This window comes from Gluconobacter sp. Dm-62 (genome assembly GCF_018256155.1).
GTDB lineage: Bacteria > Pseudomonadota > Alphaproteobacteria > Acetobacterales > Acetobacteraceae > Gluconobacter.
This window is the reverse complement of the sequence record NZ_JAERLY010000016.1, coordinates 20,429-43,578: the sequence shown is the minus strand read 5'-3', so window position 1 is coordinate 43,578 and position 23,150 is coordinate 20,429. Positions and strand designations below refer to the sequence as shown.

The 23,150-nt window shown below is 60.6% G+C and carries 22 protein-coding genes; 10 read left to right on the top strand and 12 right to left on the bottom strand.

What is annotated here, in order from left to right:
• Positions 1–24 precede the first annotated feature (24 nt).
• The 3 genes from JK202_RS13125 to JK202_RS13115 are packed head-to-tail and all read right to left on the bottom strand — an operon-like array spanning position 25 to position 2,221.
• Positions 25–618 carry a YdcF family protein gene (locus JK202_RS13125; RefSeq protein WP_211561758.1) on the bottom strand — a complete coding sequence of 198 codons (594 nt, stop codon included), beginning with the start codon at positions 616–618 and terminating at the stop codon, positions 25–27.
• The gene (locus JK202_RS13120; RefSeq protein WP_211561756.1) at positions 615–1,523 is read right to left on the bottom strand and encodes an FtsX-like permease family protein; all 909 of its coding nucleotides are present in this window, start codon (positions 1,521–1,523) and stop codon (positions 615–617) included. Before JK202_RS13120 ends, JK202_RS13125 begins: the two co-directional genes overlap by 4 nt.
• The gene (locus tag JK202_RS13115) at positions 1,520–2,221 is read right to left on the bottom strand and encodes a cell division ATP-binding protein FtsE (protein WP_211561754.1); all 702 of its coding nucleotides are present in this window, start codon (positions 2,219–2,221) and stop codon (positions 1,520–1,522) included. Before JK202_RS13115 ends, JK202_RS13120 begins: the two co-directional genes overlap by 4 nt.
• 123 nt (positions 2,222–2,344) lie before the next feature.
• Here JK202_RS13115 and JK202_RS13110 point away from each other — a divergent pair, with 123 nt between their 5' ends.
• A complete protein-coding gene (locus JK202_RS13110; protein WP_211561747.1) occupies positions 2,345–2,842 on the top strand; it encodes a zinc-ribbon domain-containing protein in 498 nt (165 codons plus the stop codon).
• Between the two features lie 12 nt (positions 2,843–2,854).
• On the opposite strand, the gene JK202_RS13105 is transcribed toward JK202_RS13110, so the two are convergent.
• On the bottom strand, positions 2,855–3,265 hold the full coding sequence (locus JK202_RS13105; protein WP_211561745.1) for a hypothetical protein: 411 nt from the start codon (positions 3,263–3,265) through the stop codon (positions 2,855–2,857).
• A gap of 137 nt (positions 3,266–3,402) precedes the next feature.
• Here JK202_RS13105 and JK202_RS13100 point away from each other — a divergent pair, with 137 nt between their 5' ends.
• The 3 genes from JK202_RS13100 to JK202_RS13090 are packed head-to-tail and all read left to right on the top strand — an operon-like array spanning position 3,403 to position 7,618.
• Positions 3,403–5,202 (top strand): ATP-binding protein, encoded by a 1,800-nt coding sequence (locus tag JK202_RS13100; protein ID WP_249200074.1) that lies wholly within the window; start codon positions 3,403–3,405, stop codon positions 5,200–5,202.
• Entirely contained in the window at positions 5,199–7,136 is a 1,938-nt protein-coding gene (locus tag JK202_RS13095) for a response regulator (RefSeq protein WP_211561743.1), read from the top strand. Before JK202_RS13100 ends, JK202_RS13095 begins: the two co-directional genes overlap by 4 nt.
• A 47-nt stretch (positions 7,137–7,183) precedes the next feature.
• On the top strand, positions 7,184–7,618 hold the full coding sequence (locus tag JK202_RS13090) for a SufE family protein (protein WP_211561741.1): 435 nt from the start codon (positions 7,184–7,186) through the stop codon (positions 7,616–7,618).
• A 428-nt stretch (positions 7,619–8,046) separates the two neighbouring features.
• On the opposite strand, the gene JK202_RS13085 is transcribed toward JK202_RS13090, so the two are convergent.
• A complete protein-coding gene (locus tag JK202_RS13085) occupies positions 8,047–8,703 on the bottom strand; it encodes an energy transducer TonB (protein WP_249200073.1) in 657 nt (218 codons plus the stop codon).
• A gap of 130 nt (positions 8,704–8,833) precedes the next feature.
• Positions 8,834–11,260, bottom strand: a complete 2,427-nt coding sequence (locus tag JK202_RS13080) for a glucose/quinate/shikimate family membrane-bound PQQ-dependent dehydrogenase (RefSeq protein ID WP_211561738.1) — start codon at positions 11,258–11,260, stop codon at positions 8,834–8,836.
• 310 nt (positions 11,261–11,570) lie between these two features.
• On the opposite strand from JK202_RS13080, the gene rpmI reads away from it, so the two are divergent.
• The 5 genes from rpmI to lpxB all read left to right on the top strand — a co-directional run bounded on the left by rpmI (position 11,571) and on the right by lpxB (position 17,024).
• Positions 11,571–11,771 (top strand): 50S ribosomal protein L35, encoded by a 201-nt coding sequence (gene rpmI / locus JK202_RS13075; RefSeq protein WP_046901279.1) that lies wholly within the window; start codon positions 11,571–11,573, stop codon positions 11,769–11,771.
• Between the two features lie 14 nt (positions 11,772–11,785).
• Positions 11,786–12,142, top strand: a complete 357-nt coding sequence (gene rplT / locus JK202_RS13070) for a 50S ribosomal protein L20 (protein WP_011251849.1) — start codon at positions 11,786–11,788, stop codon at positions 12,140–12,142.
• Between the two features lie 97 nt (positions 12,143–12,239).
• Complete coding sequence (pheS, locus tag JK202_RS13065) at positions 12,240–13,310, top strand: phenylalanine--tRNA ligase subunit alpha (RefSeq protein ID WP_211561736.1); 1,071 nt, start codon at positions 12,240–12,242, stop codon at positions 13,308–13,310.
• A 1-nt stretch (position 13,311) separates the two neighbouring features.
• On the top strand, positions 13,312–15,780 hold the full coding sequence (pheT, locus tag JK202_RS13060; RefSeq protein ID WP_211561734.1) for a phenylalanine--tRNA ligase subunit beta: 2,469 nt from the start codon (positions 13,312–13,314) through the stop codon (positions 15,778–15,780).
• Positions 15,777–17,024: a lipid-A-disaccharide synthase gene (gene lpxB / locus JK202_RS13055; RefSeq protein WP_211561732.1), complete on the top strand. Its 1,248-nt coding sequence runs from the start codon at positions 15,777–15,779 to the stop codon at positions 17,022–17,024. The genes pheT and lpxB overlap by 4 nt, the downstream gene beginning before the upstream one ends.
• Positions 17,025–17,028: 4 nt before the next feature.
• On the opposite strand, the gene trpS is transcribed toward lpxB, so the two are convergent.
• Both trpS and JK202_RS13045 read right to left on the bottom strand, forming a co-directional pair.
• On the bottom strand, positions 17,029–18,018 hold the full coding sequence (trpS, locus tag JK202_RS13050; RefSeq protein ID WP_211561730.1) for a tryptophan--tRNA ligase: 990 nt from the start codon (positions 18,016–18,018) through the stop codon (positions 17,029–17,031).
• Positions 18,019–18,073: 55 nt separating this feature from the next.
• Positions 18,074–18,559, bottom strand: coding sequence for a c-type cytochrome (locus JK202_RS13045; protein WP_349291867.1), 486 nt, complete (start codon positions 18,557–18,559; stop codon positions 18,074–18,076).
• Between the two features lie 95 nt (positions 18,560–18,654).
• Between JK202_RS13045 and JK202_RS13040 the strand changes: the two genes are divergently transcribed.
• Complete coding sequence (locus tag JK202_RS13040) at positions 18,655–19,197, top strand: thymidine kinase (protein ID WP_211561728.1); 543 nt, start codon at positions 18,655–18,657, stop codon at positions 19,195–19,197.
• Positions 19,198–19,233: 36 nt separating this feature from the next.
• On the opposite strand, the gene JK202_RS13035 is transcribed toward JK202_RS13040, so the two are convergent.
• From JK202_RS13035 to JK202_RS13020, 4 genes are all read right to left on the bottom strand, one after another.
• Entirely contained in the window at positions 19,234–19,740 is a 507-nt protein-coding gene (locus JK202_RS13035; protein WP_211561726.1) for an FKBP-type peptidyl-prolyl cis-trans isomerase, read from the bottom strand.
• Between the two features lie 26 nt (positions 19,741–19,766).
• On the bottom strand, positions 19,767–20,999 hold the full coding sequence (locus JK202_RS13030) for an argininosuccinate synthase (protein ID WP_211561724.1): 1,233 nt from the start codon (positions 20,997–20,999) through the stop codon (positions 19,767–19,769).
• 91 nt (positions 21,000–21,090) lie between these two features.
• Complete coding sequence (rlmN, locus tag JK202_RS13025) at positions 21,091–22,314, bottom strand: 23S rRNA (adenine(2503)-C(2))-methyltransferase RlmN (protein WP_211561722.1); 1,224 nt, start codon at positions 22,312–22,314, stop codon at positions 21,091–21,093.
• Between the two features lie 67 nt (positions 22,315–22,381).
• Positions 22,382–23,143: a TlyA family RNA methyltransferase gene (locus tag JK202_RS13020; protein WP_211561720.1), complete on the bottom strand. Its 762-nt coding sequence runs from the start codon at positions 23,141–23,143 to the stop codon at positions 22,382–22,384.
• Positions 23,144–23,150 lie beyond the last annotated feature (7 nt).

Sequence of the window (23,150 nt, the reverse complement as noted above, 5' to 3'; positions counted from 1 at the left end):
AAAGCCGTCTTGGCACAAGGCCTGTCAGACGCCGTCTAGCCCTTCGCGACCATCTGGCAGGCCGGTGAGGGCGCCAATTTCCGCTCCAAGGAGCTTGTTGTATTCCCGAAACATCAGGAACAGGGTCTTGTGAGACAGGGAGCCCCGCAGGGCCAGAGGGACAACCGGATAGGCGACGAGTTCCAGATCCGGTGCCACACGGTGGATTTCGAGTGCAGCGCGACGGATATGGTAGCCGGCTGTGACGACCAGAAGCCGGTGGAGGTGGTTGTCTCTGGCCCACTGGGCCGTCTCGTGCGCATTGCCGATTGTGCTGGTGGCACGACGGCCGAGCGTGATGCGCTCTGCCAGAGGCGAGGCCATGGAGACCTGCTGAAGGTGCAGAATATGTTGCAACGTGACGTGGGGGCCGACCCCTGAGATCAGGAGCAGGTGTCCATATCCGCCCTGCAGGAGTGTAATTGCCGTGTCAACGCGCTGTTCTCCGCCGGTCAGTGCGACAATACCGTCGCAGATGGACGCTGTAACCGGGGGCCTGCTGGCGTCCTGAACGAACCACGCGAATCCTGCAATCCAGAGCCCACCCAGTGCCAGACAGGTCGAGAATACCCGTTTCATGGCAGGCGCCGGAGCCAGACGAGCACGACGGTCTGGGCCGTGATCCATCCCAGGCAGGCCGCCAACAGGGGCAGGGCTCCGAGTTCCTCAAGGAGCATGCGCGGCAGAACATGCAGGGTGTTCCACCATGTTACAATCATGTCTCCCCATGTGCCCTCCGGAGAGATGGTCGTGGGCGTGCCGTGGGAGAAAGGAGCAAGTTTCCGGGCGAGCATGGTGATGACGGGGCTCAGGAGCAGCAGACCAGCGAGACCTCCCCCGAGGCTGAGTAATGCTGCGCGTCCGGCAATCCTGCTGGAAATCGTCAGATCAGCGGCACCGAGGAAATGAACGATTTCCACGGCCTTGCGCTGGGCCATGACGGAGCGGCGGACAGTCATGCCGACCGAGAGCACTGCAATGGCTGCGATGAGACTGACGGCCAGCCAGGCGCAGGCAACCAGGCTGCTTCCCAGACCATTGAGCCGTTCTCCCCAGCGGCGATCCTCTTCCACGACCGCTTCAGGAAGCGCTTCATGTACGACAGAGCCCAGATTGGGTGTTCCGGTATGGGCGACAATCAGGACGACGGGCAGGGAAAGGCCTGGAAGGTGGCCGTTCCCCGAAACTTCCCCCAGCCAAGGGGCGAGGAGCGTCTGCACCTGCTGGGGGGAAAGCTCCTGAACTGCTGTGACCTCTGGCGTTTTGTGTAACGTCTGGATCAGTGTGCTGGTGCGATCCTGGATTTGGGGCGTGTCGGATGGAATTTCGATTGTGGTTGCGTTTCTGGCGGCGCCTGACCAGCCATTCGCCAGGGTCTGCACTCCTGTAAGCCCGGCGAGGGACAGGCCCGCAAGCAGGGTCATGAGCGCTACGAGAAGTGGCAGGCTGCCGGAGCGCAGGCCGGGTGAGACAGGGGCACTCACAGGTTGTCGCTCCTGCGCGCAGCGATGCCGCTCTGAGGGTCGGAGCCTGCGAGTGTGCCGTCTTGTAGGGTGATGGACGCAGCCGGGGCTTCACGGACCAGTGCTTCGTTATGGGTGGCGACGATCACGGTTGTGCCCATTTCCACCAGTTCCTGGAATGTGGACAGCAGGCGACGCGCTTGGGCGTCTTCCAGGGCGTTGGTGGGTTCGTCGGCCAACAGGAGTTCCGGGCGGCCGATCAGGGCGCGGGCGATGGCGGCGCGTTGTTGTTCACCGCCGGACAGGGTTCCGGGGCGCTTGTCGGCGAGATGCGCGACGTCCAGCCATTCCAGAACGGCGAAGGCCTCGCGTCTGGTGTCGCGTTCAGAGGCCCCACGCAGTCTCAGCGGAAGGGCCACGTTGTCGAACACTGTCCATTCCCCGATCAGGCGATAGTCCTGAGGGACAAACCCGATCCTCCGGCGCAGGTTCCGCAAAGTGGATCGGGTGGCCTGACTGACGGAAACGCCGAGCAGGTCCATCTGCCCGGCAGACGGGCGTGTTTCGAGCGTCAGAAGGCGGAGCAGACTCGATTTTCCCGCTCCTGATGGCCCGAGCAGCCAGCGGAACTCGCCCTGTGGCACGGTGAGCGTCAGATTCCGCAGAACGGGCTGCCCTACGCCAGGGGGCATCATCGAGACATTCAGGAGGCGGATCATGATGCTTTCATTGAAAAGGCAGGTAATCTATTAACCATTTAATAACGATCATTTCGTCATAACAGGCAAGCACACAGATCAGGCTAGGCCGGATCGGAGCCGGCTGTCGAAGGGATTGATTGAATGCGCATTGAATGCCCCCACTGTCACGCAGTCTTTGAGGTTCCAGAGGCACGGGCAAAGGGGGTCAAGCGTCTGCGCTGCGCCAATTGTGGAGACAGCTGGGAGCTTGGGTCACCAGTTGTCAGTGAGGCGGCGGAAGAGACGCCAAAAGTTCATGCTGTCGCATCTGAGATCTTCGAGGTTCCGGAAGATGTAAGCGATGCCGTTTCTGTTGATGCGGAGTCGCCGGCTTCCGGGAAGGCCGGAGCATTCAGGGCGACGGGAGCCATGGCCAGCCGAAGCAATATCCGCCGTTCTGCGGTGCTGCATTCGCGTTCTGCCGGTGATGTGCAGGTACGAACAGACGCATCGGGTCCATTGATGATCGGCTCAACTGGACTCTGGATTGCAGCGTGGGGCGCCAGTCTTGTTCTGGCCGGGTCTGGCGCAGCTGCACTGTGGTACTGCAAAGGCGCGGGTGTATTCGGTTTCCTGCCCGGGGTCGGACATTTCTCCTGACCCCGATATGCCTTACATGTTGCGGGCAGCGAGCGCCGAGACAGTAGCTCCAATGGCCGCAACAGCCATAAGCAGAATGCCGTCAAAAATGAGAGAGCCGGGCGTTACGAGATGGGAGCCGATCTGCAGATGGTTCGGCAGGGTTCCAGCAACATGATTCATAATGTCACGCGCCTGTGGGTCCGCGCTGGCGGCACTGGTCGTGATTGCATTGACGATATGGGGAAGGATGTACCAGCCCAGACCCAGAATCAGCAGAAGCGGGGCGAGAAGCTCGGCAACCTGCTGGGCCAGATAAAAGACGAAATAGCAGACAGACCAGACGCCCATACGGATCATGGACGATGTTGTCAGTGATGAATCGCTGCGACTTCTGCTGCCGAGAAGACGGTCCGTGATATGGGGTGGGGGCTGCATGTCCATAGATATGGCTTCCAGTGGTCCGGCAACGGGAGTTAGTCTTCGCCCCTGAGATCGGACGAATGGTTCACCTCGGACTAGCTGCAAGAGATCGCCAATGCAAACTTTCCTGTGCCGTCATGCCTTTTCCTGAGTTCGAAATGCCTTTGGTAACCTCAGACATGCCGCGTGTCGTGCTGGTGGAACCTGACTGTGATCATGCCCGGCAGATCGCCCGGGTGCTGGTCAAGGAGGGATTTGCCCTCACCTGTGCCACAAGTGGTGAGGAAGGTCTGGGTACGATCGAGGAGACTATGCCGGACCTGGTGGTCGCCTGTACCGAACTCCCCGGCATGAGCGGTGGGCAGCTGGCGCGGCGGCTTCGGCTGGATGCGCTGACCCGCAATATTCCGATCCTGATGCTGACCGAGGATGCGTCGCCAGGGGTCGAGCGTGAGGGGCTGGAGAGCGGCGCGGACGCGTATATTTCCAAGTCCGCCCATCCGGACCTGATGGTTTTGCGGATGAGGGCACTGTTGCGGGAAGGGCCTGAACTGCTCCAGGTTGACGAGGCATCCCGTCTGCGCCGGGCGCGGATCGTGATCGTCAATTCTCCGCGTGAGGATGAAGATGAAGAAGACGTGGTCGAGGACGTGCCCGAGACCACTTTGGGAGAGTTGCTCTGGCGTGACGGGCATACCGTTACGTCCATCGAGCGCTCCGATGATCTGATCGAGGGCGGCTGGCTTCGAGGGGCGGATAGTCCGGACTGTCTGGTGTTGGAACTGGGTAGTGGGGACGAGGATCTGAAGTTCTGTCGTCTTTTAGATGCGCGTCGGCAAGCGGTTCTGGAAGCTGGCGGGATTCCGTTTCGGACGCTGGGGATCGTAGAGGCGTCACGGTTCAGGCGGCAGTCTTCAGGCGAATTTTTTGAAGCCGGGATTGATGATCTCGTGCCGAGCGATATTGCCCTTGAGGCGCTCGCCATGCGGATCCGGACGCTGGCCCAGCGCAGAATGGCACAGGACGAGTTCCGTCAGCAGGAAATCGAACGTCAGCAGAATGCCCTGACGCTGGAGGCGGCGCGTGCCAAGGCGGAAATGGCCGAAGCGCTGGCGCAGGCCAATATGGAGCTGGCACGGACGAACGAGCGGTTGCTTCAGGCTCAGTCCAAGCTTGTGCAGACGGCGAAAATGGCGTCGCTGGGCGAACTGGTGGCGGGTATTGCGCATGAGATCAACAATCCTTTGGCTTTCACGATTGCCCATGCGGATACGGTGACGCGCACGCTTAAGAGGTTGCAGGGTGTGAATGCCTCTGATGAGGCAATGTCCCTGACGAAGAAAGGGATGTCGCGGCTGGAGTCCATGAAGCTCGGATTGCAGCGGATCCAGAATCTGGTGCTCAGCCTGAGGCGCTTTTCACGGCTTGATGAAAGCTCGTTTCAGAAGGTCGATGTTCCGGCCGCTCTGGACACGGCGCTTGCTCTGCTGGCGCACAAGCTGGGGCCGGGGATTGTCGTGCAGAAGGATTTGCAGGCGCCGGCAGAGCTGGTCTGCCAGCCGGCGTTCCTCAATCAGGTTGTCATGAACATTATTTCCAATGCGGCGGATGCGCTGGCGGACATGTCCGCTGATGGGGAGGTGGTTCGAGGTCGGATCGTCATTGCTTCGCGTCTTGAAAACGGGCGCTATGAGATGAGTGTGAGTGATGATGGACCAGGGCTGCCGCATGACCTGCGAACACGGATTTTCGATCCGTTTTTTACGACCAAGCCTGTGGGAACCGGGACGGGTCTGGGGTTGGCCATTGCCTATAGCGTCATGGAGGCGCATGACGGAGCGATTGAGGTAACGGACGCCAATCTGCAGGGCGGGCATGGCATCGGGGCCTGTTTCCGGTTGAGCCTGCCCGTTCGCATGACCGAGGAGGGGCCGGTGGCGACTGGTCGCGCAGCATGACTTTCTGGAGTGCAAAAGGGCCGTCGCGCCCCCTGATTCTGCTGGTTGACGATGAGGAGGAAATCCTCGTTGCCCTGACGGATCTGCTGGAAGACCAGTATGAAATCCTGTCCACGACAGACCCGCTGCGTGCGCTGGAGCTGTTGCGCGAGCATCGGGACGTTGCGACCATTATTTCCGACCAGCGCATGCCCGGTCTGACCGGGGATCAGCTGCTGATGCAGGCTCGGGCATTCTCGGACGCCCGCAGCATTCTGCTGACCGGATACGCAGATCTGGAAGCTGTTGTGTCTGCCCTGAACCAGGGTCAGGTTCAGGCTTATGTGCATAAGCCTTGGGACTCGGATGCCCTGCGGTCGCTGGTTGGCGAGGTCACGCAGCATTGCCTGGCGCAGCGGGCCCTGAGGACCGAGCAGGCGCTGCTGCGGGGGTTGATGGAAGCGCTTCCGATCGGGCTTGTTTTTTCAGACCGGGACGGGCGATGCATTCGTAGTAATGTGCGGGACGAAGCCGGGAGCGGGGCCGAAATCGAGCAGGCCCACTTCCCTGAAACCCTATGGCCGGAGGTCGCGGCCATGCGGGAAGATGTGCGGGTTTCCGGGCAGGAAGAGCGCCTCGTCGGGGAGCTGCTGACCGAGGGTGACGGCAGGACCACGACGCGCTGGCATGAACTGACGCGGCTGGCACTTGCGTGGCCGGAAGGGGCGTCTCGGAAAGACTCCTGGCAAGTCAGTATGGACCGGGATGTGACGTCGCGTGTTGTCATGGAATCAAGGCTGCGACAGGCTGAGAAACTTCAGTCGCTCGGCACGCTTGCGGGCGGAATTGCGCATGACTTCAACAACCTGCTGGCAGCGATTTCAGGGTCTCTCGAGCTTCTGGAGGATATTGCAGAGTTTGACGAAGGCTCTCTCGCTTTGCTTCGCAATGCTGCGGATTCCGCTCAGCGCGGGGCCGTTCTGACGCGGCGGCTGCTTCAGTTTGGACGTCCGCGCGAGGCCCGGCTGTCGGCAGTGGCACTGGAGCAGTTGTTGCCGGGCCTGACAGATCTGCTGCGTCAGAGTCTCAAGAAGCGGGGCGTGCCGGCGACATCTGGTCCTTGCGCGCTGTGTATCGAGGATCTGCCAGCGGATCTGCCACTGGTTTGGTCGGATGCGGATCAGCTCGAAATGGCGCTTTTGAATCTGTGCGTGAACGCCCGGGACGCCATGGCAGATGGTGGGACGGTGCGGATCAGCGCGCGCGTGATAGCGCAGAAGCGCACCGATCTGCCTGTCGAGTGCTGTCCGGATCGCGCCGTGGCTCTGGAAGTCGTGGATGACGGGGCGGGTATGCCGCCAGAAGTTGCGGCGAGGATTTTTGATCCGTTTTTTACGACCAAGGATGTTGGGCGTGGGACCGGTCTGGGCCTGTCGAGCGTTTATGGTTTTCTTAGCCGGAGCTATGGCGAAATTGTTGTGAACAGCGTCGTGGGCGATGGGACGCGGATGACGTTGCTGCTTCCTGTGGCGCGGCTGGGGCAGGACCAGGTTTTGCCTTCCGAACCGGGCAATCCGACTGTCACGCGGCCAGTAAAGGTTTTGGTGCTGGACGATGAGGCACCGGTACGCATGGTGACAGCGGGTTTCCTGTCTCAGGACCGGCATGAGGTAACCGCTGTCGCCACTCTGAAGGATGCGCTGGAATGTATCGATCCACTAGCCCCGTTTGAGCTGGCGATCATTGATATGCGGATGCCGGATCATGATGGTTTGGCCTGTGCGGCAGCGTTATTGCAGGCTATTCCCGGATTGAAGGTACTGTTTATCAGCGGCCATACCGATGATATGCCCGTGCCCGACAATGGCCTTCTCCTGCCTAAGCCCTTCACGCAGGAGAGTCTGCGGAGAGCTGTTGCAAAGACGATGCATTTTGCAGATGCGTCTGCTTCGTAGCGGGCCAATCCGACACTACTGATCCAGTAAATTGGAGATTATGACGCGTGAGTGATGCCTATCTTGTTCCCCAGGAGGACACATCTGCTGCGGCCATCGAGGAAATCGAAGCGGAGCTAGGCCTGTTTGACGACTGGATGGAGCGGTATCAGTACATTATCGAAATGGGGCGCAAGCTTCCGCCATTTCCGGAAGAGTGGCAGGATGACGCTCATCGCGTTCCGGGATGCCAGAGTCAGGTCTGGCTTGAAGCTGTTGAAAGAAACGGAAAGCTGTTTTTTGCCGGGGCTTCTGATGCGGCCATCGTGCAAGGGCTCGTCGCACTTTTGCTGAGGGTTTATTCCGGCCGCTCGAAATCGGAGATCCTTGAGACAAGCCCGGTGTTCCTGCACGATATGGGACTGGTCAAGGCGCTTTCGACGAACCGTGGAAATGGTGTTGAGGCAATGGCACAGGCCATTCAGAAGCGCGCTTCACATTAAATATAAAACCCCCGTTGGCCTGAGCCTCCGGGGGGAGTGAGCTTACTGCGGGTGGTTTTCCGAAGGGGACTGAATCTTGCCGCCGGTCATGCTGTATGGCGGGGCTGCAGATGGGGCGGGACCATTTGCTGGTGCTGCGCCACTAACGGGTGGGGGGCACTTTGTGAATTTTCCCTGCCTGTCCCGGCAAGGTTTCGGCTTCTGCGGTGCTTCGCATTTGACGAACTTGCCTTTGTCGTCGCGGCAGGGCTTGGCGTGAGCCATCTGGGCGCCAAATGCCAGAACGGCTAGGGCAGCAACGGATAGGTGACGGAATGACATGGATTATGGTCTCCAGAGCTGGGCCGGAGCCTGATATTCAAGCCCCGGCGTTCCGAGAAGAATGCAATACGTTTCAAACGTGACGCAAGTTGCCTCGTCCCCGAATACTAGCGGAATCCCTTTTGATCCAAGGGATGAGAGACGTCCCAATCAATATCTCCCCGATACTGCGCCGTGACGGGCTGCCCGTCCTTGAGGGCTGGGTAGTATCGTGCGAGGTCGAAATAGGCGAGCGAAGCGCGTTGCAGGATTGCTGGCCCGTCACTGGCACTGCAGTCATGTGCAGCACCCATCTGGTCGATCTGACAGATCACGGTGATGCGCGCGCCAATTCCTGCAATGTCGGCGGCTTCGGGATAATGGGGCGCTGGCGTGTGAGCTTTGTCGATCTGGGGTGTCGTCATGTCAGGAGAGGCATGAAAGTTATAGGTTTTTTCCCAGTCGCTCTGAATGGCCACACCGCTTTTATATGCGGGTAGGAACGTGGAGGAGTAGGCCATCTGTTCGGCAGCGAGACCAAAATCCGGCTGTGAAGCGGAAGACTGACATTCCGTGGCAATCCCGGCAGCGCTGATCGTGCAGTGGACGTGGGCGGTTCCGCCCTTGTGAAATTCAAGTTCAGCGGGGGGATAGATGAGAGGGGTATGATGATGGGGATCCAGCATCGCACCCAGAGGCTGCTCTTCTGCAACGGCAGGCGCAATGTTGCCCACAAGAAATAAAGTCAGCGCCAGGGCAGAAGAGGCGACGGGCAGTCTCATCATATGTCTCTCGTCTTTGTGCGAAATATGACTTTATGTAACCAGCTCTCTGCTGACCAGTATGCCGACATAAAAAAAGGGGAGATACCGGATGGTATCTCCCCTTTTTCATGGCCAGGAGTGTCCTGTCAGATCATTTCTGATCGGGCAGGGCGTAGGCGATGATGTCGTCGCCCATGCGGGTCGGGAACGAGTTGTGTCCACCTGCATAGGTTACGATGTACTGCTTGCCGTTGACGGCATAGGTGATCGGCGTTGCCTGAGCACCAGCCGGCAGACGGTCCTGCCACAGCACCTTGCCCGTCGTCAGGTTGTACGCACGGATGTAGTAATCCATGGACGCCGTCAGGAAGCCGAGGTTGCCAGCCGTGGAGAGCGGGCCACCGAGGCTCGGGACACCGATCTTGATCGGCGGCAGCGGGATCGGCAGGGAGCTGCCATACATCGAGTCACGCAGGGTGCCGTTGCGGTGCTGCCAGACGACCTTGTTGGTCTTCAGATCAATACCGGCGACATAGCCCCAGGGCGGCGTACGGCATGGCATCTTGATGCCGAGCGGCAGCAGCACCGGATCCAGGAACGGATGCAGGTTGACGGCATACGGGATGCCATAGTTGTGCTGCAGGCCGGTTTCACCCCCCGTGCCCTTGGCGTTTTCGTCAGGCCAGAGCGGGTTGCTTGCGCTACGGGGAACCAGCTGGGAGACGAACGGCAGGGAGATCGGGTTGGCGAATGCCACCTGACGCTGCGGATCGACGGCCAGACCACCCCATTCGAACATTCCCAGATCGCCCGGGAAGATGAGCGAACCCTTGAGCGACGGCGGCGTGAAGGGGCCTTCGTAGCGCAGGGTGTGGAAATAGATGCTGCAGAACATCTGGTCGAAGATCGTGCCGCCCCAGATATCGGAGTCGTTCAGCGGGTTCTTCGGACGCAGGGTCAGCTGCGACATCGGCTGGGTCGGGCTGGTGTGGTCGCCAGGAGCGGCACCACCGGGAACCGGAGTTTCCGGAGCCGGGACGATTTCCTTGCCGGTGCGACGGTCGAGGACGAAGATGTCGCCAGTCTTGGTCGGTGCGTAGATGGCCGGAACAAGCGTACCGTCCTTCTGCGTCACGTCCACGAGGCTCGGCTGGGACGGAACGTCCATGTCCCACAGATCGTGATGAACAGTCTGGTAGAACCAGGCGAGCTTGCCGGTGTCGGCGTTCAGCGCGACGATACCCGGAGCAAACCGCTCGGAATCCTTCGTGCGGTCACCGCCCCACTGGTCGGGAGTACCCACGCCCATCGGGATGTACACGAGGTTCAGGTTGGCGTCGTAGGACGACACGATCCACGAGTTCGGGGAGTTCGGGTGGAAGACAGGGTGGCTGTCATCCGGAAGCTGGTTCGGATCCGGGTTGGACGCATCGAACACCCAGACGCGCTTGCCGGTGTAGACGTCGAATGCCTGCGTGGCGCCCGAAGCCTGCTTGACCGAGCCGTTGTCTGTGACCGCGCTGTTGGCGATGATCAGCTTGCTCGTGATGACCGGCGGCGACGTCGGCTCATACTGGCCGGGCGTCGTGTAAGGCTGGTTCGGAACGCGCAGGTCGATCTCGCCATTGGTACCGAAGCCAGAGCAGGTCTTGCCTGTGTCGGCATCGACTTCAACCAGACGACCATCGTTGACCGGCAGAATGATGCGCTTGGCGCAGTCTGTCGGAGCAGGGTTGCCATCGGAATCCGTCGCATTGGCCGGCGTTTCGTGGAAGCTGACGCCACGGCAGGTCAGATGCTGGAAGCCCGGGTTGATCTGGAGCTTCGGATCGTAGACCCACTTGATGTTGCCGGTGGCACCATCAACGGCAAACAGCTTCTGGTGCAGCGAGCACATGTAAAGCGTGTTGTTGAACTCGATCGGGGTCGCTTCGTTCGTCGCTTCGCCCGGGTCGTTGGAGTTCATCATATCCTTGGTGTGGATATGCCATGCGACCTTGAGGTTGCTGACGTTCGTCGCATTGATCTGGTTCAGCGGGGACCAGCGGTCACCGGCCTGCGTGCGGCCATAAGCGTGCCATTCGCTGGCCGGGACGTTGTCCGGGTCGGCGGGGGAGGCGTTTGCGATCTGCGTCGGCAGCTCGCCGCTGATGTCATGCGGGTCGGTGAAGAGGCTGGCGAACAGGGCCAGGACTGCAACGCCAACAGCGCCGGCGAGCGGGAGCACGGTCGTCCGCGTACCACCAATCTGGCGGGAGACGAACGGCAGCAGCAGCCAGATGCCGAGGATGATGACGATGTCCGAACGCGGAATCAGGGCCCAGATGTCGAGGCCGACAACCGTGAGCTCCCAGATGACCGTGGCAAACACGACGACTGCAAACAGATAGAGAGCAGCCGGATTGCGCCGGAATGAGAGGAAAGCCGTGGCGAGGAGCGCCACGCCGAGGAGGACATAATAAAGAGGGCCGCCGATGGCAGCGACCCATGCGCCGCCAACGGTAAGGATCGCGCCGCAAAGCGCGAATACCGCGGCCGTTATCAGGGCCCAGAGCCCTGGCCGGGATGTTGTGCTCATGATGTTCCTGGAGCTGTTGTTTTGGTGCAGCACGGTGACTTCCGGACAAAGCACATGGATGCAGGTCAAGGGTCAAGATGTCAGAAGGTTCATATTGCTCACGTCAGTGTGAGGACTTTCACGTCGTCGTGACTTGAGGAAAGGAGGGACTTATGATTGAGCGTTCAAGAAAATAATGCGCTTGCAGGCAACTTTGGGTTGCGATAAGGACACCGCTTCCGCGCACGCGTCCGGGCCACGAGTGGCATGCCCGGCCGTGCAGAGTCCTGACTGTGTGCAGGACCAATCGTTTACGGCGAGGGAGACCGAAATGCCCAAGATGAAGACCAAGTCGTCGGTCAAGAAGCGGTTCAAGATCACCGCGACCGGCAAAGTGATGTGCGGCCCGGGCAACAAGCGCCATGGCCTTATCAACCGTCCGCAGAAGATGAAGCGCACCAACCGTGGTCCTCAGACCATGACGGATATGGATGCGAAGACAATCAAGCAGTGGGCGCCCTACGGGCTCTGAGGAGATAAGGTAATATGGCACGTGTCAAGCGGGGCGTAACGTCGCACGCCCGTCACAAGAAGGTTCTCGAGCTCGCCAAGGGTTATCGCGGCCGTTCCTCCACGAACTACCGTATCGCTCTGGAGCGCGTCGAGAAGGCGCTGCGTTATGCGTATCGTGACCGTCGCAACAAGAAGCGTGATTTCCGCGCCCTGTGGATCCAGCGTATCAATGCTGCCGTCCGCGAGCATGGTCTGACGTACAGCCGCTTCATCAATGGTCTGGACAAGGCTGGCATCGAGATCGACCGTAAGGTCCTCGCCGCTATTGCTTTTGACGATAGCGCCGCTTTCGGTGAAATCGTGAAGAAGGCCCAGGCCGCTCTCGGCTGAGCTTTTCCGGCTTGATCCCTTTGGGGGTCTGGTGACTGGCGGGCCGTCCTGTTATCAGGACGGCCCGTTTTGTTTTGTGCTGCAGGGGATGGGCGCTATGGCCGACGATCTCGATACACTCAGGAATGACACGCTGGCTGCGCTGGCTGCGGCGCAGGATCGTGCGCAGTGGGACGCAATCCGCGTTGGAACGCTGGGCAAGTCTGGTGCGCTGACCGGTCTGCTCAAGCAGTTGGGCAAGTTGGAGCCGCAGGAGCGCAAGGAGCGCGGTCAGGCGTTGAACCGTCTGCGTGACGAACTGACAGCGGCTATTGAAACCCGCGGTCGCGATCTTGAGGAAGAGGCGCTTCAGGCCCGTCTGCGCTCCGAGCGTATTGATGTGACGATGCCTGCCCCTGCACTCGTGACCGGCACCATCCATCCCATCAGCCGGACCATCGAGGAAATGACGGCCATTTTCGGTGCGATGGGTTTCTCCGTCGCCGAAGGGCCGGATATCGAAAGCCAGTGGCATAATTTCTCGGCACTCAACACGCCGGACCACCATCCTGCACGCACCGAACACGATACATTCTATCTGCCGCCCAAGACCGAAGGTGATGAGCCGCGGGTTCTGCGCACGCAGACCTCTGGGGTGCAGATCCGCACTATGCTGGGCGAAAAGCCCCCGATCCGCATTATTGCGCCTGGCCGCACCTATCGTGCCGACCATGATGCAACGCATTCGCCGATGTTCCATCAGTGCGAAGGCCTGGTGGTCGATCGCAATATCACGCTCGGCCACCTCAAGGGCTGCCTGATCGAGTTCCTGCGCGTCTATTTCGACAAGCCGAACCTGCCGGTCCGTTTTCGCGCATCCTATTTCCCGTTCACTGAGCCTTCCATGGAAGTCGATATCGGCTGGTCAAAGGCGACTGGTGAAATTGGCGGTGGGTCTGACTGGCTTGAGGTTCTGGGCTCGGGGATGATCCATCCGCGGGTTTTGGCGAATTGCGGATTGGACCCGGCTGAATGGCAGGGGTTTGCTTTCGGCATGGGGATCGAACGTCTGGCAATGCTGAAAAACGGCATTCCCGATCTGCGGTCTTTCTATGAAAGCGACCTGCGCTGGCTGCGGCATTATGGATTTTCGGCGTTTTCGCCGGCCACGCTGACGGAGGGCGTGTGACATGAAGTTCTCTCTCTCATGGCTGCGTGAACATCTTGATTTTACAGCTTCTGTTGAAGACATCTACGCCCGGCTGAATGTCATCGGGCTTGAGGTCGAGGGTGTTGAGAACCCCGCCGATCGTCTGGTGGGTTTCCGGACGGCCAAGATCGTCGAGGCGCATCGTCATCCGGATGCGGACCGGCTTCAGGTCTGTCGGGTTGCAGCGGGGGCCGGGTTTGAAGACGTGCAGGTCGTGTGCGGCGCGCCTAATGCGCGGGCTGGTCTGCATGTGATCTTTGCACCGCCGGGGACGTATATTCCCGGGCTCGACATCACCATCAAGAAGGGCAAGATCCGCGGGCAGGACAGCGGCGGAATGATGTGTTCGCTCCGTGAGCTTGGGCTCGGTGAGGAAAGCAACGGGATTGCCGAGCTGTCCGAAGCTGCCCCAATCGGGGCGTCCTACGCGGCCTATGCCGAACTGGATGATCCTGTCATCGAGATCGCCATTACGCCGAACCGGGGTGACGCGCTGAGTATTCGCGGCATTGCGCGGGATCTGGCTGCAGCAGGGATCGGTCGTCTGAAGCCCTGGCTGACCGAAGCGATGGAAGGGGATTTCCCGTCTCCGCTGACATGGAAGACCGAGCATCCGGCCTGTCCGTATATCGTCGGGCGCGTTATTCGGGGTGTGAAGAATGGCCCGAGCCCGGACTGGTTGCAGCGTCGTCTGGAGGCGGTCGGCGTCAAGCCGATCTCGGCACTCGTCGATGTGACGAATTACCTCACATACGATCTTGGCCGTCCGCTGCATGTCTTTGATGTTGCGAAACTTAAAGGCGATACACTCACGGTGACGCATGCCGCCCGCGAGACCTTTACCGGGCTTGACGGACGGGAATATGTGCTCGGGACCGAGGACATGGTCATTGTCGATGAAGCTGGGGTGCAGTCGCTCGCCGGTCTGATCGGTGGTGACAGCAGTGGTGTTGATGAAAACACGACGGATGTGTTCGTGGAATCCGCTCTGTTTGATTCTGTCCGCATTGCGCTGACGGGTCGTCGTCTGGCCATTCACACCGATGCGCGACAGCGCTTTGAGCGTGGAATTGATCCGGCGCAGGTTCTGAACGGTCTGGAAGCCGCCACGGTCATGATCCGCGATCTGTGTGGTGGTGAGATCAGCGAGATCACCGAAGCGGGGACGCTGCCAGACTGGAAGCGGATGGCGACGCTGCGTTTCGAGCGTCTGAAGACGCTGGGGGGCGTTGATCTCCCAGCCGACGATGCAGTGCGTTCGCTTGAGCATCTTGGTTTCGAGGTAACGGAGCAGACCGCAGAGGCTGCGACCTTCCTTGTGCCGTCCTGGCGCAATGACGTTGCTTCAGGGCAGGTTCTGGCTCAGGCGCCGACACTGGATGCGGATGTGGCTGCGAAGGCTGCCGGGCATGTTCAGGCCATGGAAGCGGAGTGCGATCTTCTTGAAGAAGTGCTGCGTCTTTACGGGCTGGATAATGTCCCGGCGGTTGCACTTCCGCAGGCGACGGTTGTTCCGGCTCCGGCCGTAACAACGCTTCAGGCGCGTGCGGCTCTGCTGCGGCGGATCTGTGCGGCTCGTGGGCTGACGGAGACGGTGGGGTTCTCCTTTGTGGCACAGGATGATGCGGCTCTGTTCGGAGAGCTTCCGGAAACACAGCATCTTCTCAACCCGATCGCCACGGATCTGGATCAGCTCCGTCCGACCCCACTGGTCAATCTGGCGCGGGCCCTGTCTCGCAATCTGGCGCGCGGCCTTGGCGTGTCGGGCGAGGGTGCGCTGTTTGAGGTTGGGCCGAGCTTTGACGCGACAGGTCAGCATCTGCGCCTTGCCGGCCTTCGGGCCGGGCAGACGGCGCGTGAGCCGGGTGTTGCGGCGCATGAGGCCGGCCTGTGGGATGCAAAGGCGGATCTGTTTGCAGCTCTGGTGGCTCTGGGTGTGCCGGAAGCGGCTCTTTCAGTCACCGCCGATGCTCCGGGTTTTTATCACCCGGGTCGTTCGGGACAGGTGCGGCAGGGGCCAAAGACGGTTCTGGGGACGTTCGGCGAACTGCACCCGCGTGTTGCGCGGGCTCTGGGTTTGAGCGGAACCGTGGTGGCCTTTGAAGTCTATCTGGATCAGGTGCCGCAGCCGAAGGTGAAGCGGAAATCTGCGCCTGTCCTGTCAGCGTTGCAGCCTGTTCGTCGGGACTTTGCCTTCGTGGCGGGACCAGACGTTGAAATTCAGGCCGTTCTGAAGGCGGTTCGGATGGCGGATCGCAATCTGGTGCAGGATGTCCGGCTGTTTGACGTGTTCGAGGGTGGTAGCCTGCCAGAAGGGCATCGTTCGCTTGGTGTAGAAGTGGTCTTGCAGCCACAGAGCGAGAGTCTTACGGATACGCAGCTTGAAGCGGTTTCCAAATCGGTGGAAGCTGCGGTTCTCAAGGCAACAGGGGCTGTGCTGCGTCGATGAACTCTCTTCCAGAATCCGGATCTGACGGACAGTCCTCAGCGGACCCTTCCCAAAAGACCACGCCCTTGCCCCGTTACGGGCGGGTGATCTGGATTCTGGCGGGTGAGGCCAGCGGAGACGTGATTGGCGCGCGTCTGATGCAGGCCCTTCATGCGCAGGACCCGTCGCTGGTATTTGCTGGCGTCGGGGGCGGGCGCATGGAAGCTCTGGGATTGCACAGCCTGTTTCCCATGAGCGACCTTGCGGTCATGGGGCTTGTCGAGGTGCTGCCCCGGCTGCGGCACCTGTCGCAGCGGCTTCTGGAAGCCGTGCAGGATATCGAACTGCGCAAGCCGGATCTGGTCGTGACGATCGACAGTCCGGGTTTTACCCTTCGCCTGTTACAGAAAATCGAGCGGTCCGGGATCAAGCGCGTTCATTATGTGGCGCCGCAGGTCTGGGCCTGGCGGGAAAACCGGGTCAAGGAATTTCCCGGTTTGTGGGACCGGCTTCTGTGTCTGTTGCCGTTCGAGCCTGAGTGGTTTGCAAAGCGCGGGCTTGAGGGTCGGTTTGTCGGGCATCCGGTGCTTCAGTCCGGCGTACGGCAGGGCAATGCGCAGCGGTTTCGTCTGCGGCACAATATACCGGCTCATGCGCCGGTTGTGATCCTGATGCCGGGCAGCCGGCGTTCAGAAGCGCCCCGGCTTCTGCCTGTGTTCCGCAAGATGCTGGATATCCTCCGGGTGAAATATCCGGATATTTGTCCGGTCATCCCTGTGGCGCCCGTGATTGCGCCGACGATCCGCCAGTTGATCCGCAAATGGCCGATCCAGCCGCATATCGTCACGGACATTCATGACAAGCATGATGCGTTTGCAGCGGCGCAGTGTGCCCTGACCAAGTCGGGAACGTCCACGCTGGAACTGGCGATGGGCAATGTGCCGATGGCGGTGACCTATCGCGTCAACCCGGTGACGGCGACGATTGCGCGGCGTCTGATCAAGGTGCCGCATGTTGCCATGGTGAACCTGCTGGCAGGGCGGGAAGTTGTTCCTGAGCTGCTTCAGGAAAACTGCACGCCAAAGAAGCTGGCCGAGATGGTTTCGAAGCTTCTGAGCGATCCGAAAATGGTGGAAAAGCAGCGGATGGCGTTTGCCGACGTGCTGGACATGCTCTCGCCGCCTGTGGGAACGCCCGCGGATGCAGCAGCGGCCGAGATTATGGATCTGCTGAACGAGCCGGTGTCCCGGTCGTCCAGCACCTGAGATTCTAGCGCAGGAAGCCGACGAGGCGTTCGGCTTCCTGAACGATCGGTTCTGAAATACCGTTGGCGCGTTCGGCGCCTGCGCGCAGGACCGAGAGCAGATGGGCTTCGTCCTGAAGCAGGCGCTGTGTTTCGCTGGCGACGGGAGCCAGACGCTCCACCAGCAGATCCGCGAGAGCGTTCTTGAACGGGCCAAATCCCTGACCGCTGAAACGGCTGAGAATGTCAGCCGGTGTTTCATCCGACATGGCTGCGTAGATCGAGATGAGGTTCCGCGCTTCCGGGCGCTCGCTCAGGCCGTCCATTTCGCTGGGGAGCGGTTCGGAATCGGTCTTGGCGCGGCGGATTTTCAGGGCGATGTCATCGGCCGTATCGGTCAGGACAATGCGGCTCTGTTCTGACGGGTCGGACTTGGACATTTTCTTGCTGCCGTCGCGCAGGCTCATGACGCGGGCCGCGGCAGGGGGGATGAACGCCTCGACCTGCGGGAAGAATTCCACGCCCATGTCGTGATTAAATTTCTGGCCGATATCGTTCGTGAGTTCGATGTGTTGGCGCTGGTCTTCGCCGACGGGTACGCGTGTTGCGTGAAAGGCCAGAATATCGGCAGCCATCAGGTTCGGATAGACATACAGCCCGGCCGAGTGGTTTTCGCGGTTCTTGCCAGCCTTGTCCTTGAACTGGGTCATGCGGTTGAGCCAGCCGAGGCGGGAGACGCAGTTGAAGATCCAGCCGAGGCGGGCATGGGCGCTGACGGCAGACTGGTTATACAGGCGTGTAGGCTCGATGCCCGCTGCGAGAAGGCATGCCGTTGATCCCAGCGTCTGTTCACGCAGGGTCTGCGGGTCCCAGGGCATGGTGATGGAATGCAGGTCCACCAGACAGAAGACGCAGTCATGGTCCGACTGCAGTGTGACCCAGTTGCGGATTGCTCCGAGATAATTGCCCAGATGGGGAATGCCGGTTGGCTGGATGCCGGAAAATACGCGCTGCATGGGTTCTGTCTTCAGTTTCTGGGAAAGGGGTCAGGGATGGAACAGACGGCCCGCATCATTGAACAGGTGTCTGGAGATCAAGCTTCTGCCGTTCCTGCAGGACATCCGTTGCGGACATCGGGTGAGCCCGGCCGGCTGCGATATCGGCGGCCGTGAAGGTCGGAGCGCCGGAGGGCATTTCCTGGCTTGCAACGAATGTCAGGATACGGGCGATCTCGTCGTCAGAGAGGCGATGAAAGGACGGCATGGAGTTGTTGTAATGAGCGCCTCCCGCCGTGATGGAGCCGTCCAGCCCGTAGAGCAGGACATCGACCAGATAGTGATGCCCGGCGGGTGTCTGGGCAATCGGGCCAACGCGGCCGAAAATGGGGGCGATTTCAGAAACCTGACCATGGCCGCCATGATGGCAGATACTGCACTCATTGGAGTATTCGCGCGGGGCCTGGATACGATTTTCCCAGGCATGAGCGACCACGAATGCTACCACCATGAAAATGGCGAGAAACAGGGGTAGTCGGACGGCTGGGTCAATTCTGATCACAGTGTCGTTGTCGCATTTTCGGAGGCGTTTCAGCAAGTCCGGGGCTTGGCAAATCGCCTGTAATAGGGCTCATGGCGCTATCGAAGGGAGAAATCATGACCGTCAGAGGCCGTCTTGTACTGTATGTGGGACCGATGTTTGCTGGAAAATCCGCACATCTGATTGCCGCAGCGAAGAGACAGACGGATGTTCTGGCGCTCAAGCCCGGCTTTGATACGCGCGATGGTTCCGAGCTTGTCAGCCGGGATGGATCGCATCTTGCCGCAGTCTCGGCGAATGTATGGCCGGCTGATGCAGCGTGTTACAGCCATATCGTTCTGGACGAAGGGCAGTTCTGGGTCGCGCCGCATTATCAGGGCGATATCGTTCAGGATATCCGGAATGTGCGGGCGCGCGGCGTGGATGTGACGGTGGGCGGCCTGGATACTGATTACCGGCGTGTCCCGTTCGACGTCATGACGCGGCTGATAGAAGAGGCCGACGAGGTTATCGCTCTGACGGCACGTTGTCATGTCTGTGGAGCGCCCGCAGCCTGGACGGCGAAAACCCATGAGACGGGGCATCTGCTCGAAACAGGCGATCAGGAACTTTATGAAGCGCGCTGCGAGGCGCACTGGACTCTTCCGGACCAGCCCTGAGGGCCGCTCCGGAAGGTTGTTTGGAAGTGGCAGATTTTACTGCTGTCCGCCGCCACCGTTATTGACGCCCAGAAGGCGGATCTTGAAAATCAGTGGGCTGTTGGGCGGAATAATGCCCATGGAGCGCTTGCCGTAGCCGAGATTCGGCGGAAGGTAGAGCATCCATTCGTCGCCCACATGCATCATGGGCAGGGCTTCGAGCCAGCCTTGCACGAGGCCGTCGAGCGGCATTTCCATATAGGCGCCGCTGCCATGCTGGTCAGAGCTGTCGAAAATGCCGCCATCGGGCAGGCGGCCTTCGTAGATGACCATGATGGTGGAGCCATGATGCGGGCTGTCACCATCCTTGGGGCCCGACTGGAGAACCTTGTAGGACAGGCCGTCCGGCAGGGTCTTTACACCGGGTTCAGCATGGATTTTCGCCATGAACTGCTCTGGCGTCAGGTCGGAATCATCCACCTGCTTGTGGCCGCCCGCGCAGCCTGTCAGGGCGAGGGCACCACACAGGGCGAAAGCGGATGTAAGACGGATCAGACTGGTCATGGTCCCCCGGGGAGTCAGTTGAGAAATCAGAGCGTGCCGCCGCGACGGCCGATCTGGCCGCCGAGCCGCAGGCGCAGGGCGTTGAGCTTGATGAAGCCCTGTGCATCCTGCTGATTATAGGCGCCTTCGTCGTCCTCGAAAGTCACGACGCGGGTATCATACAGGCTGTGCGGGCTTTCACGACCCACGCAGGTGACGTTGCCCTTATACAGGCGCATGCGGATACGGCCTGTCACGGAATGCTGGCTGGTGTCGATGAGGGCCTGAAGCATCCGGCGCTCGGGCGAGAACCAGAAGCCGTTATAGATGATCTCGGCATAACGCGGCATGATGCTGTCCTTGAGATGGGCAGCTTCGCGGTCGAGCGTGATGCTTTCGATGGAGCGGTGTGCGGCCAGCAGGATCGTGCCGCCCGGCGTTTCGTAGATGCCGCGGGACTTCATGCCCACGAAGCGGTTTTCCACGATGTCGAGACGGCCGATGCCGTTGTCGCGGCCCAGTTCGTTCAGACGGGTCAGCAGGGTTGCCGGGGTCATTTCGATGCCGTTGATGGCGACCGGGTCACCGCTGACGAAGTCGATGGCGATTTCGGTTGCAACATCCGGGGCGGCTTCCGGAGAGATCGTGCGCTGGAAGACAATTTCCTCGGCAGCGATCGACGGATCTTCGAGCAGCTTGCCTTCGGAAGAGGAGTGCAGAAGATTCGCATCCACGGAGAACGGGGCTTCGCCGCGCTTGTCCTTCGTAACGGGGATCTGGTTCTCTTCAGCGAAAGCGAGGAGCTTCGTGCGGGACGTCAGGTCCCACTCGCGCCAGGGAGCGATGACCTTCACGTCCGGCTTGAGCGAATAATAGCCGAGCTCGAAGCGGACCTGATCGTTGCCCTTGCCGGTTGCGCCATGAGCGACGGCATCAGCGCCGACGGCTTCGGCGATTTCGATCTGGCGCTGTGCGATCAGCGGACGGGCGATGGACGTGCCCAGCAGGTACTGGCCTTCATAGAGCGTGTTGGCCCGGAACATCGGGAACACGAAATCCTTGACGAAGGTTTCGCGCAGATCCTCGACGTAGATTTCCTTGACGCCGAACATCTCGGCCTTCTTGCGGGCCGGTTCCAGCTCTTCGCCTTGGCCGAGATCGGCCGTGAAGGTGACGACCTCGCAGTTATAGGTTTTCTGGAGCCAGCGAAGGATAACCGAAGTGTCCAGGCCGCCAGAATAGGCGAGCACAACTTTCTTGACGTCCTGGTGGGCACTCATAACGGTGTGGTCCTTGGTGTGTTTCGTTTGAGGAGCGTTTCTAGCAGTTCAGCCGACAGAGGGAAACCGGGCGAATGGCCCGGTTCCGATGTCAGGCCTCGCCGGTCGTTGTGCGACGCTGGCGTTCGCTTTCGGTCTTGAGCTGACCGCAGGCTGCCAGAATATCCTGTCCACGCGCTGCGCGGATGGGGGAGGCGAAGCCTGCGTCCATTACGATATTGGCGAACTTTGCAATCTGCGCGCGGCTGGAAGGCTGGAAGTCCGAGCCGGGCCAGGGGTTGAACGGGATGAGGTTCACCTTGGCCGGAAGGTCGCGGATCAGGCGCACCAGTTCGCGGGCGTCGGCTTCGCTGTCATTCACGTCACGGAGCATGATGTATTCGAACGTAAGGCGGCGTGCATTGGAGGCGGCCGGATAGCGTCGGCAGGCGGCAATCAGGTCTTCGATCGGGTATTTGCGGTTCAGCGGGACGATCTGGTCGCGCAGTTCATTCGTCACGGCGTGCAGGGAGATGGCGAGGTTGACGCCAAGCTCTTCGCCACAGCGGTCCATCATCGGGACGACACCGGATGTAGAGAGCGTGATGCGGCGTCGGGAGAGCGCGATGCCCTCGCCATCCATAACGATCCGCATGGCCTTGGCGACGTTCTCGTAATTGTACAGCGGCTCGCCCATGCCCATCAGCACGATGGTGGAGAGGTGGCGCGGCATGTCTGAACTGGGGCTGGGCCATTCGCCGTAGCTGTCGCGCGCAGCCATGAACTGGCCGACGATTTCGGCAGAGCCGAGGTTGCGGACGAGCTTCTGTGTGCCGGTGTGACAGAAGGTACAGGACAGGGTGCAGCCGACCTGCGAAGAAATGCAGACAGCGCCGCGATCTTCCCGACGATCCGGGATGTAGACGGTTTCGGCTTCCTGACCGTCGCGGAAGCGGAAGAGAAATTTGCGCGTCTCGTCCACTGACGTCTGTTCGGTCGCGGTTATGGGACGGCTGACAACGAAATTTTCGGCGAGTTTGGCCTGCATCGGCTTGGCGATGGTCGTCATGGCCGAAAAATCGGTTGCGCCCTGATGGTAAATCCAGTGCCAGAGCTGTTTGGCGCGGAATGGCTTCTCACCGATATCCGTCATGAGGGCTGCCAGCTCTTCGCGTGACAGACCCACCAGATCGCGTCGTCCATCCGCCATTCGCGCTTCGGGAGGTGCAAACAGGGCAGATTTCGCCTGAATGCGCGCGCGCTCGGCAGCGTTCAGGTCGTCAGACGCGACGGAATTGATTCGGGGGCGGATATCGGGATGGATTACGGCTGTCATGGCGGCGGAGCCATAGCACGGAGAAGACCCGCAGTTCCAAAGGAAAAGCGCGCTCTTCCCCGGAAGACTATTCCGCGGCGGGCTGTGCCGTACCGGTTTTTCTGGCTGCGATCAGGAACTCGCGGTTGCCTTCGGGGCCGGTGATAGGGCTGGCCTCGATCCCGAGGACGTCCCAGCCGGGGAGGGCCGCGAACCATTCCCGGATTTCTTCGCAGACGCGCTCGTGGACTGCCGGGTCCCGGACCACGCCTTTTGCACCGACTTCCCCGCGTCCGGCTTCGAACTGTGGCTTGATGAGCGCGACAGTCCAGGCATCCGGCGTCGTGAGCTCGAGGGCTGCGGGCAGGACCGTGCGCAGGCCGATGAAGCTGGCATCGCAGACGACGATTCCGGCTGGTTCGGGGATCTGTTCAGCAGTCAGGGCGCGGGCGTTCGTCTTTTCCATGACGACGACGCGCTCGTCCGAGCGGATTTTCCAGGCGAGCTGGCCGTGTCCGACGTCTACGGCATAGACCTTTGCCGCGCCGTGGGTCAGCAGAACGTCCGTGAAGCCGCCGGTTGAGGCGCCGACATCAATGGCGATCCGGCCTTTCGGGTCCAGCCCGAAATGCTCGATGGCATGGATCAGCTTGAGGCCGCCACGCGATACCCAGGGATGGTCCTGCCCCTTGATGGCGAGGGAGGCGTCTTCGGGAAGCTGGTCACCGGCCTTCGCGATCCGGCGGTCGGTCGTATAAACGAGTCCCGCCATGATCAGGGCCTGCGCCCGTGTCCGGCTTTCGACCAGCCCCCGGTCAACGAGGAGCTGGTCGGCGCGGCGTTTGGCCATCAGTCGC

Excerpts from the sequence above, each read along its gene's own strand:
- rpmI (WP_046901279.1), top strand. The coding sequence starts at position 11,571 with ATGCCCAAGATGAAGACCAAGTCGTCGGTCAAGAAGCGGTTCAAGATC.
- JK202_RS13035 (WP_211561726.1), bottom strand. The coding sequence starts at position 19,740 with ATGACCAGTCTGATCCGTCTTACATCCGCTTTCGCCCTGTGTGGTGCC.
- JK202_RS13040 (WP_211561728.1), top strand. The coding sequence starts at position 18,655 with ATGACCGTCAGAGGCCGTCTTGTACTGTATGTGGGACCGATGTTTGCT.
- JK202_RS13030 (WP_211561724.1), bottom strand. The coding sequence starts at position 20,999 with ATGAGTGCCCACCAGGACGTCAAGAAAGTTGTGCTCGCCTATTCTGGC.
- JK202_RS13115 (WP_211561754.1), bottom strand. The coding sequence starts at position 2,221 with ATGATCCGCCTCCTGAATGTCTCGATGATGCCCCCTGGCGTAGGGCAG.
- trpS (WP_211561730.1), bottom strand. The coding sequence starts at position 18,018 with ATGCAGCGCGTATTTTCCGGCATCCAGCCAACCGGCATTCCCCATCTG.
- JK202_RS13105 (WP_211561745.1), bottom strand. The coding sequence starts at position 3,265 with ATGGACATGCAGCCCCCACCCCATATCACGGACCGTCTTCTCGGCAGC.
- JK202_RS13100 (WP_249200074.1), top strand. The coding sequence starts at position 3,403 with ATGCCTTTGGTAACCTCAGACATGCCGCGTGTCGTGCTGGTGGAACCT.
- rplT (WP_011251849.1), top strand. The coding sequence starts at position 11,786 with ATGGCACGTGTCAAGCGGGGCGTAACGTCGCACGCCCGTCACAAGAAG.
- pheT (WP_211561734.1), top strand. The coding sequence starts at position 13,312 with ATGAAGTTCTCTCTCTCATGGCTGCGTGAACATCTTGATTTTACAGCT.
- JK202_RS13020 (WP_211561720.1), bottom strand. The coding sequence starts at position 23,143 with ATGGCCAAACGCCGCGCCGACCAGCTCCTCGTTGACCGGGGGCTGGTC.
- JK202_RS13095 (WP_211561743.1), top strand. The coding sequence starts at position 5,199 with ATGACTTTCTGGAGTGCAAAAGGGCCGTCGCGCCCCCTGATTCTGCTG.
- lpxB (WP_211561732.1), top strand. The coding sequence starts at position 15,777 with ATGAACTCTCTTCCAGAATCCGGATCTGACGGACAGTCCTCAGCGGAC.
- JK202_RS13125 (WP_211561758.1), bottom strand. The coding sequence starts at position 618 with ATGAAACGGGTATTCTCGACCTGTCTGGCACTGGGTGGGCTCTGGATT.
- rlmN (WP_211561722.1), bottom strand. The coding sequence starts at position 22,314 with ATGACAGCCGTAATCCATCCCGATATCCGCCCCCGAATCAATTCCGTC.
- JK202_RS13085 (WP_249200073.1), bottom strand. The coding sequence starts at position 8,703 with ATGATGAGACTGCCCGTCGCCTCTTCTGCCCTGGCGCTGACTTTATTT.
- JK202_RS13080 (WP_211561738.1), bottom strand. The coding sequence starts at position 11,260 with ATGAGCACAACATCCCGGCCAGGGCTCTGGGCCCTGATAACGGCCGCG.
- pheS (WP_211561736.1), top strand. The coding sequence starts at position 12,240 with ATGGCCGACGATCTCGATACACTCAGGAATGACACGCTGGCTGCGCTG.
- JK202_RS13110 (WP_211561747.1), top strand. The coding sequence starts at position 2,345 with ATGCGCATTGAATGCCCCCACTGTCACGCAGTCTTTGAGGTTCCAGAG.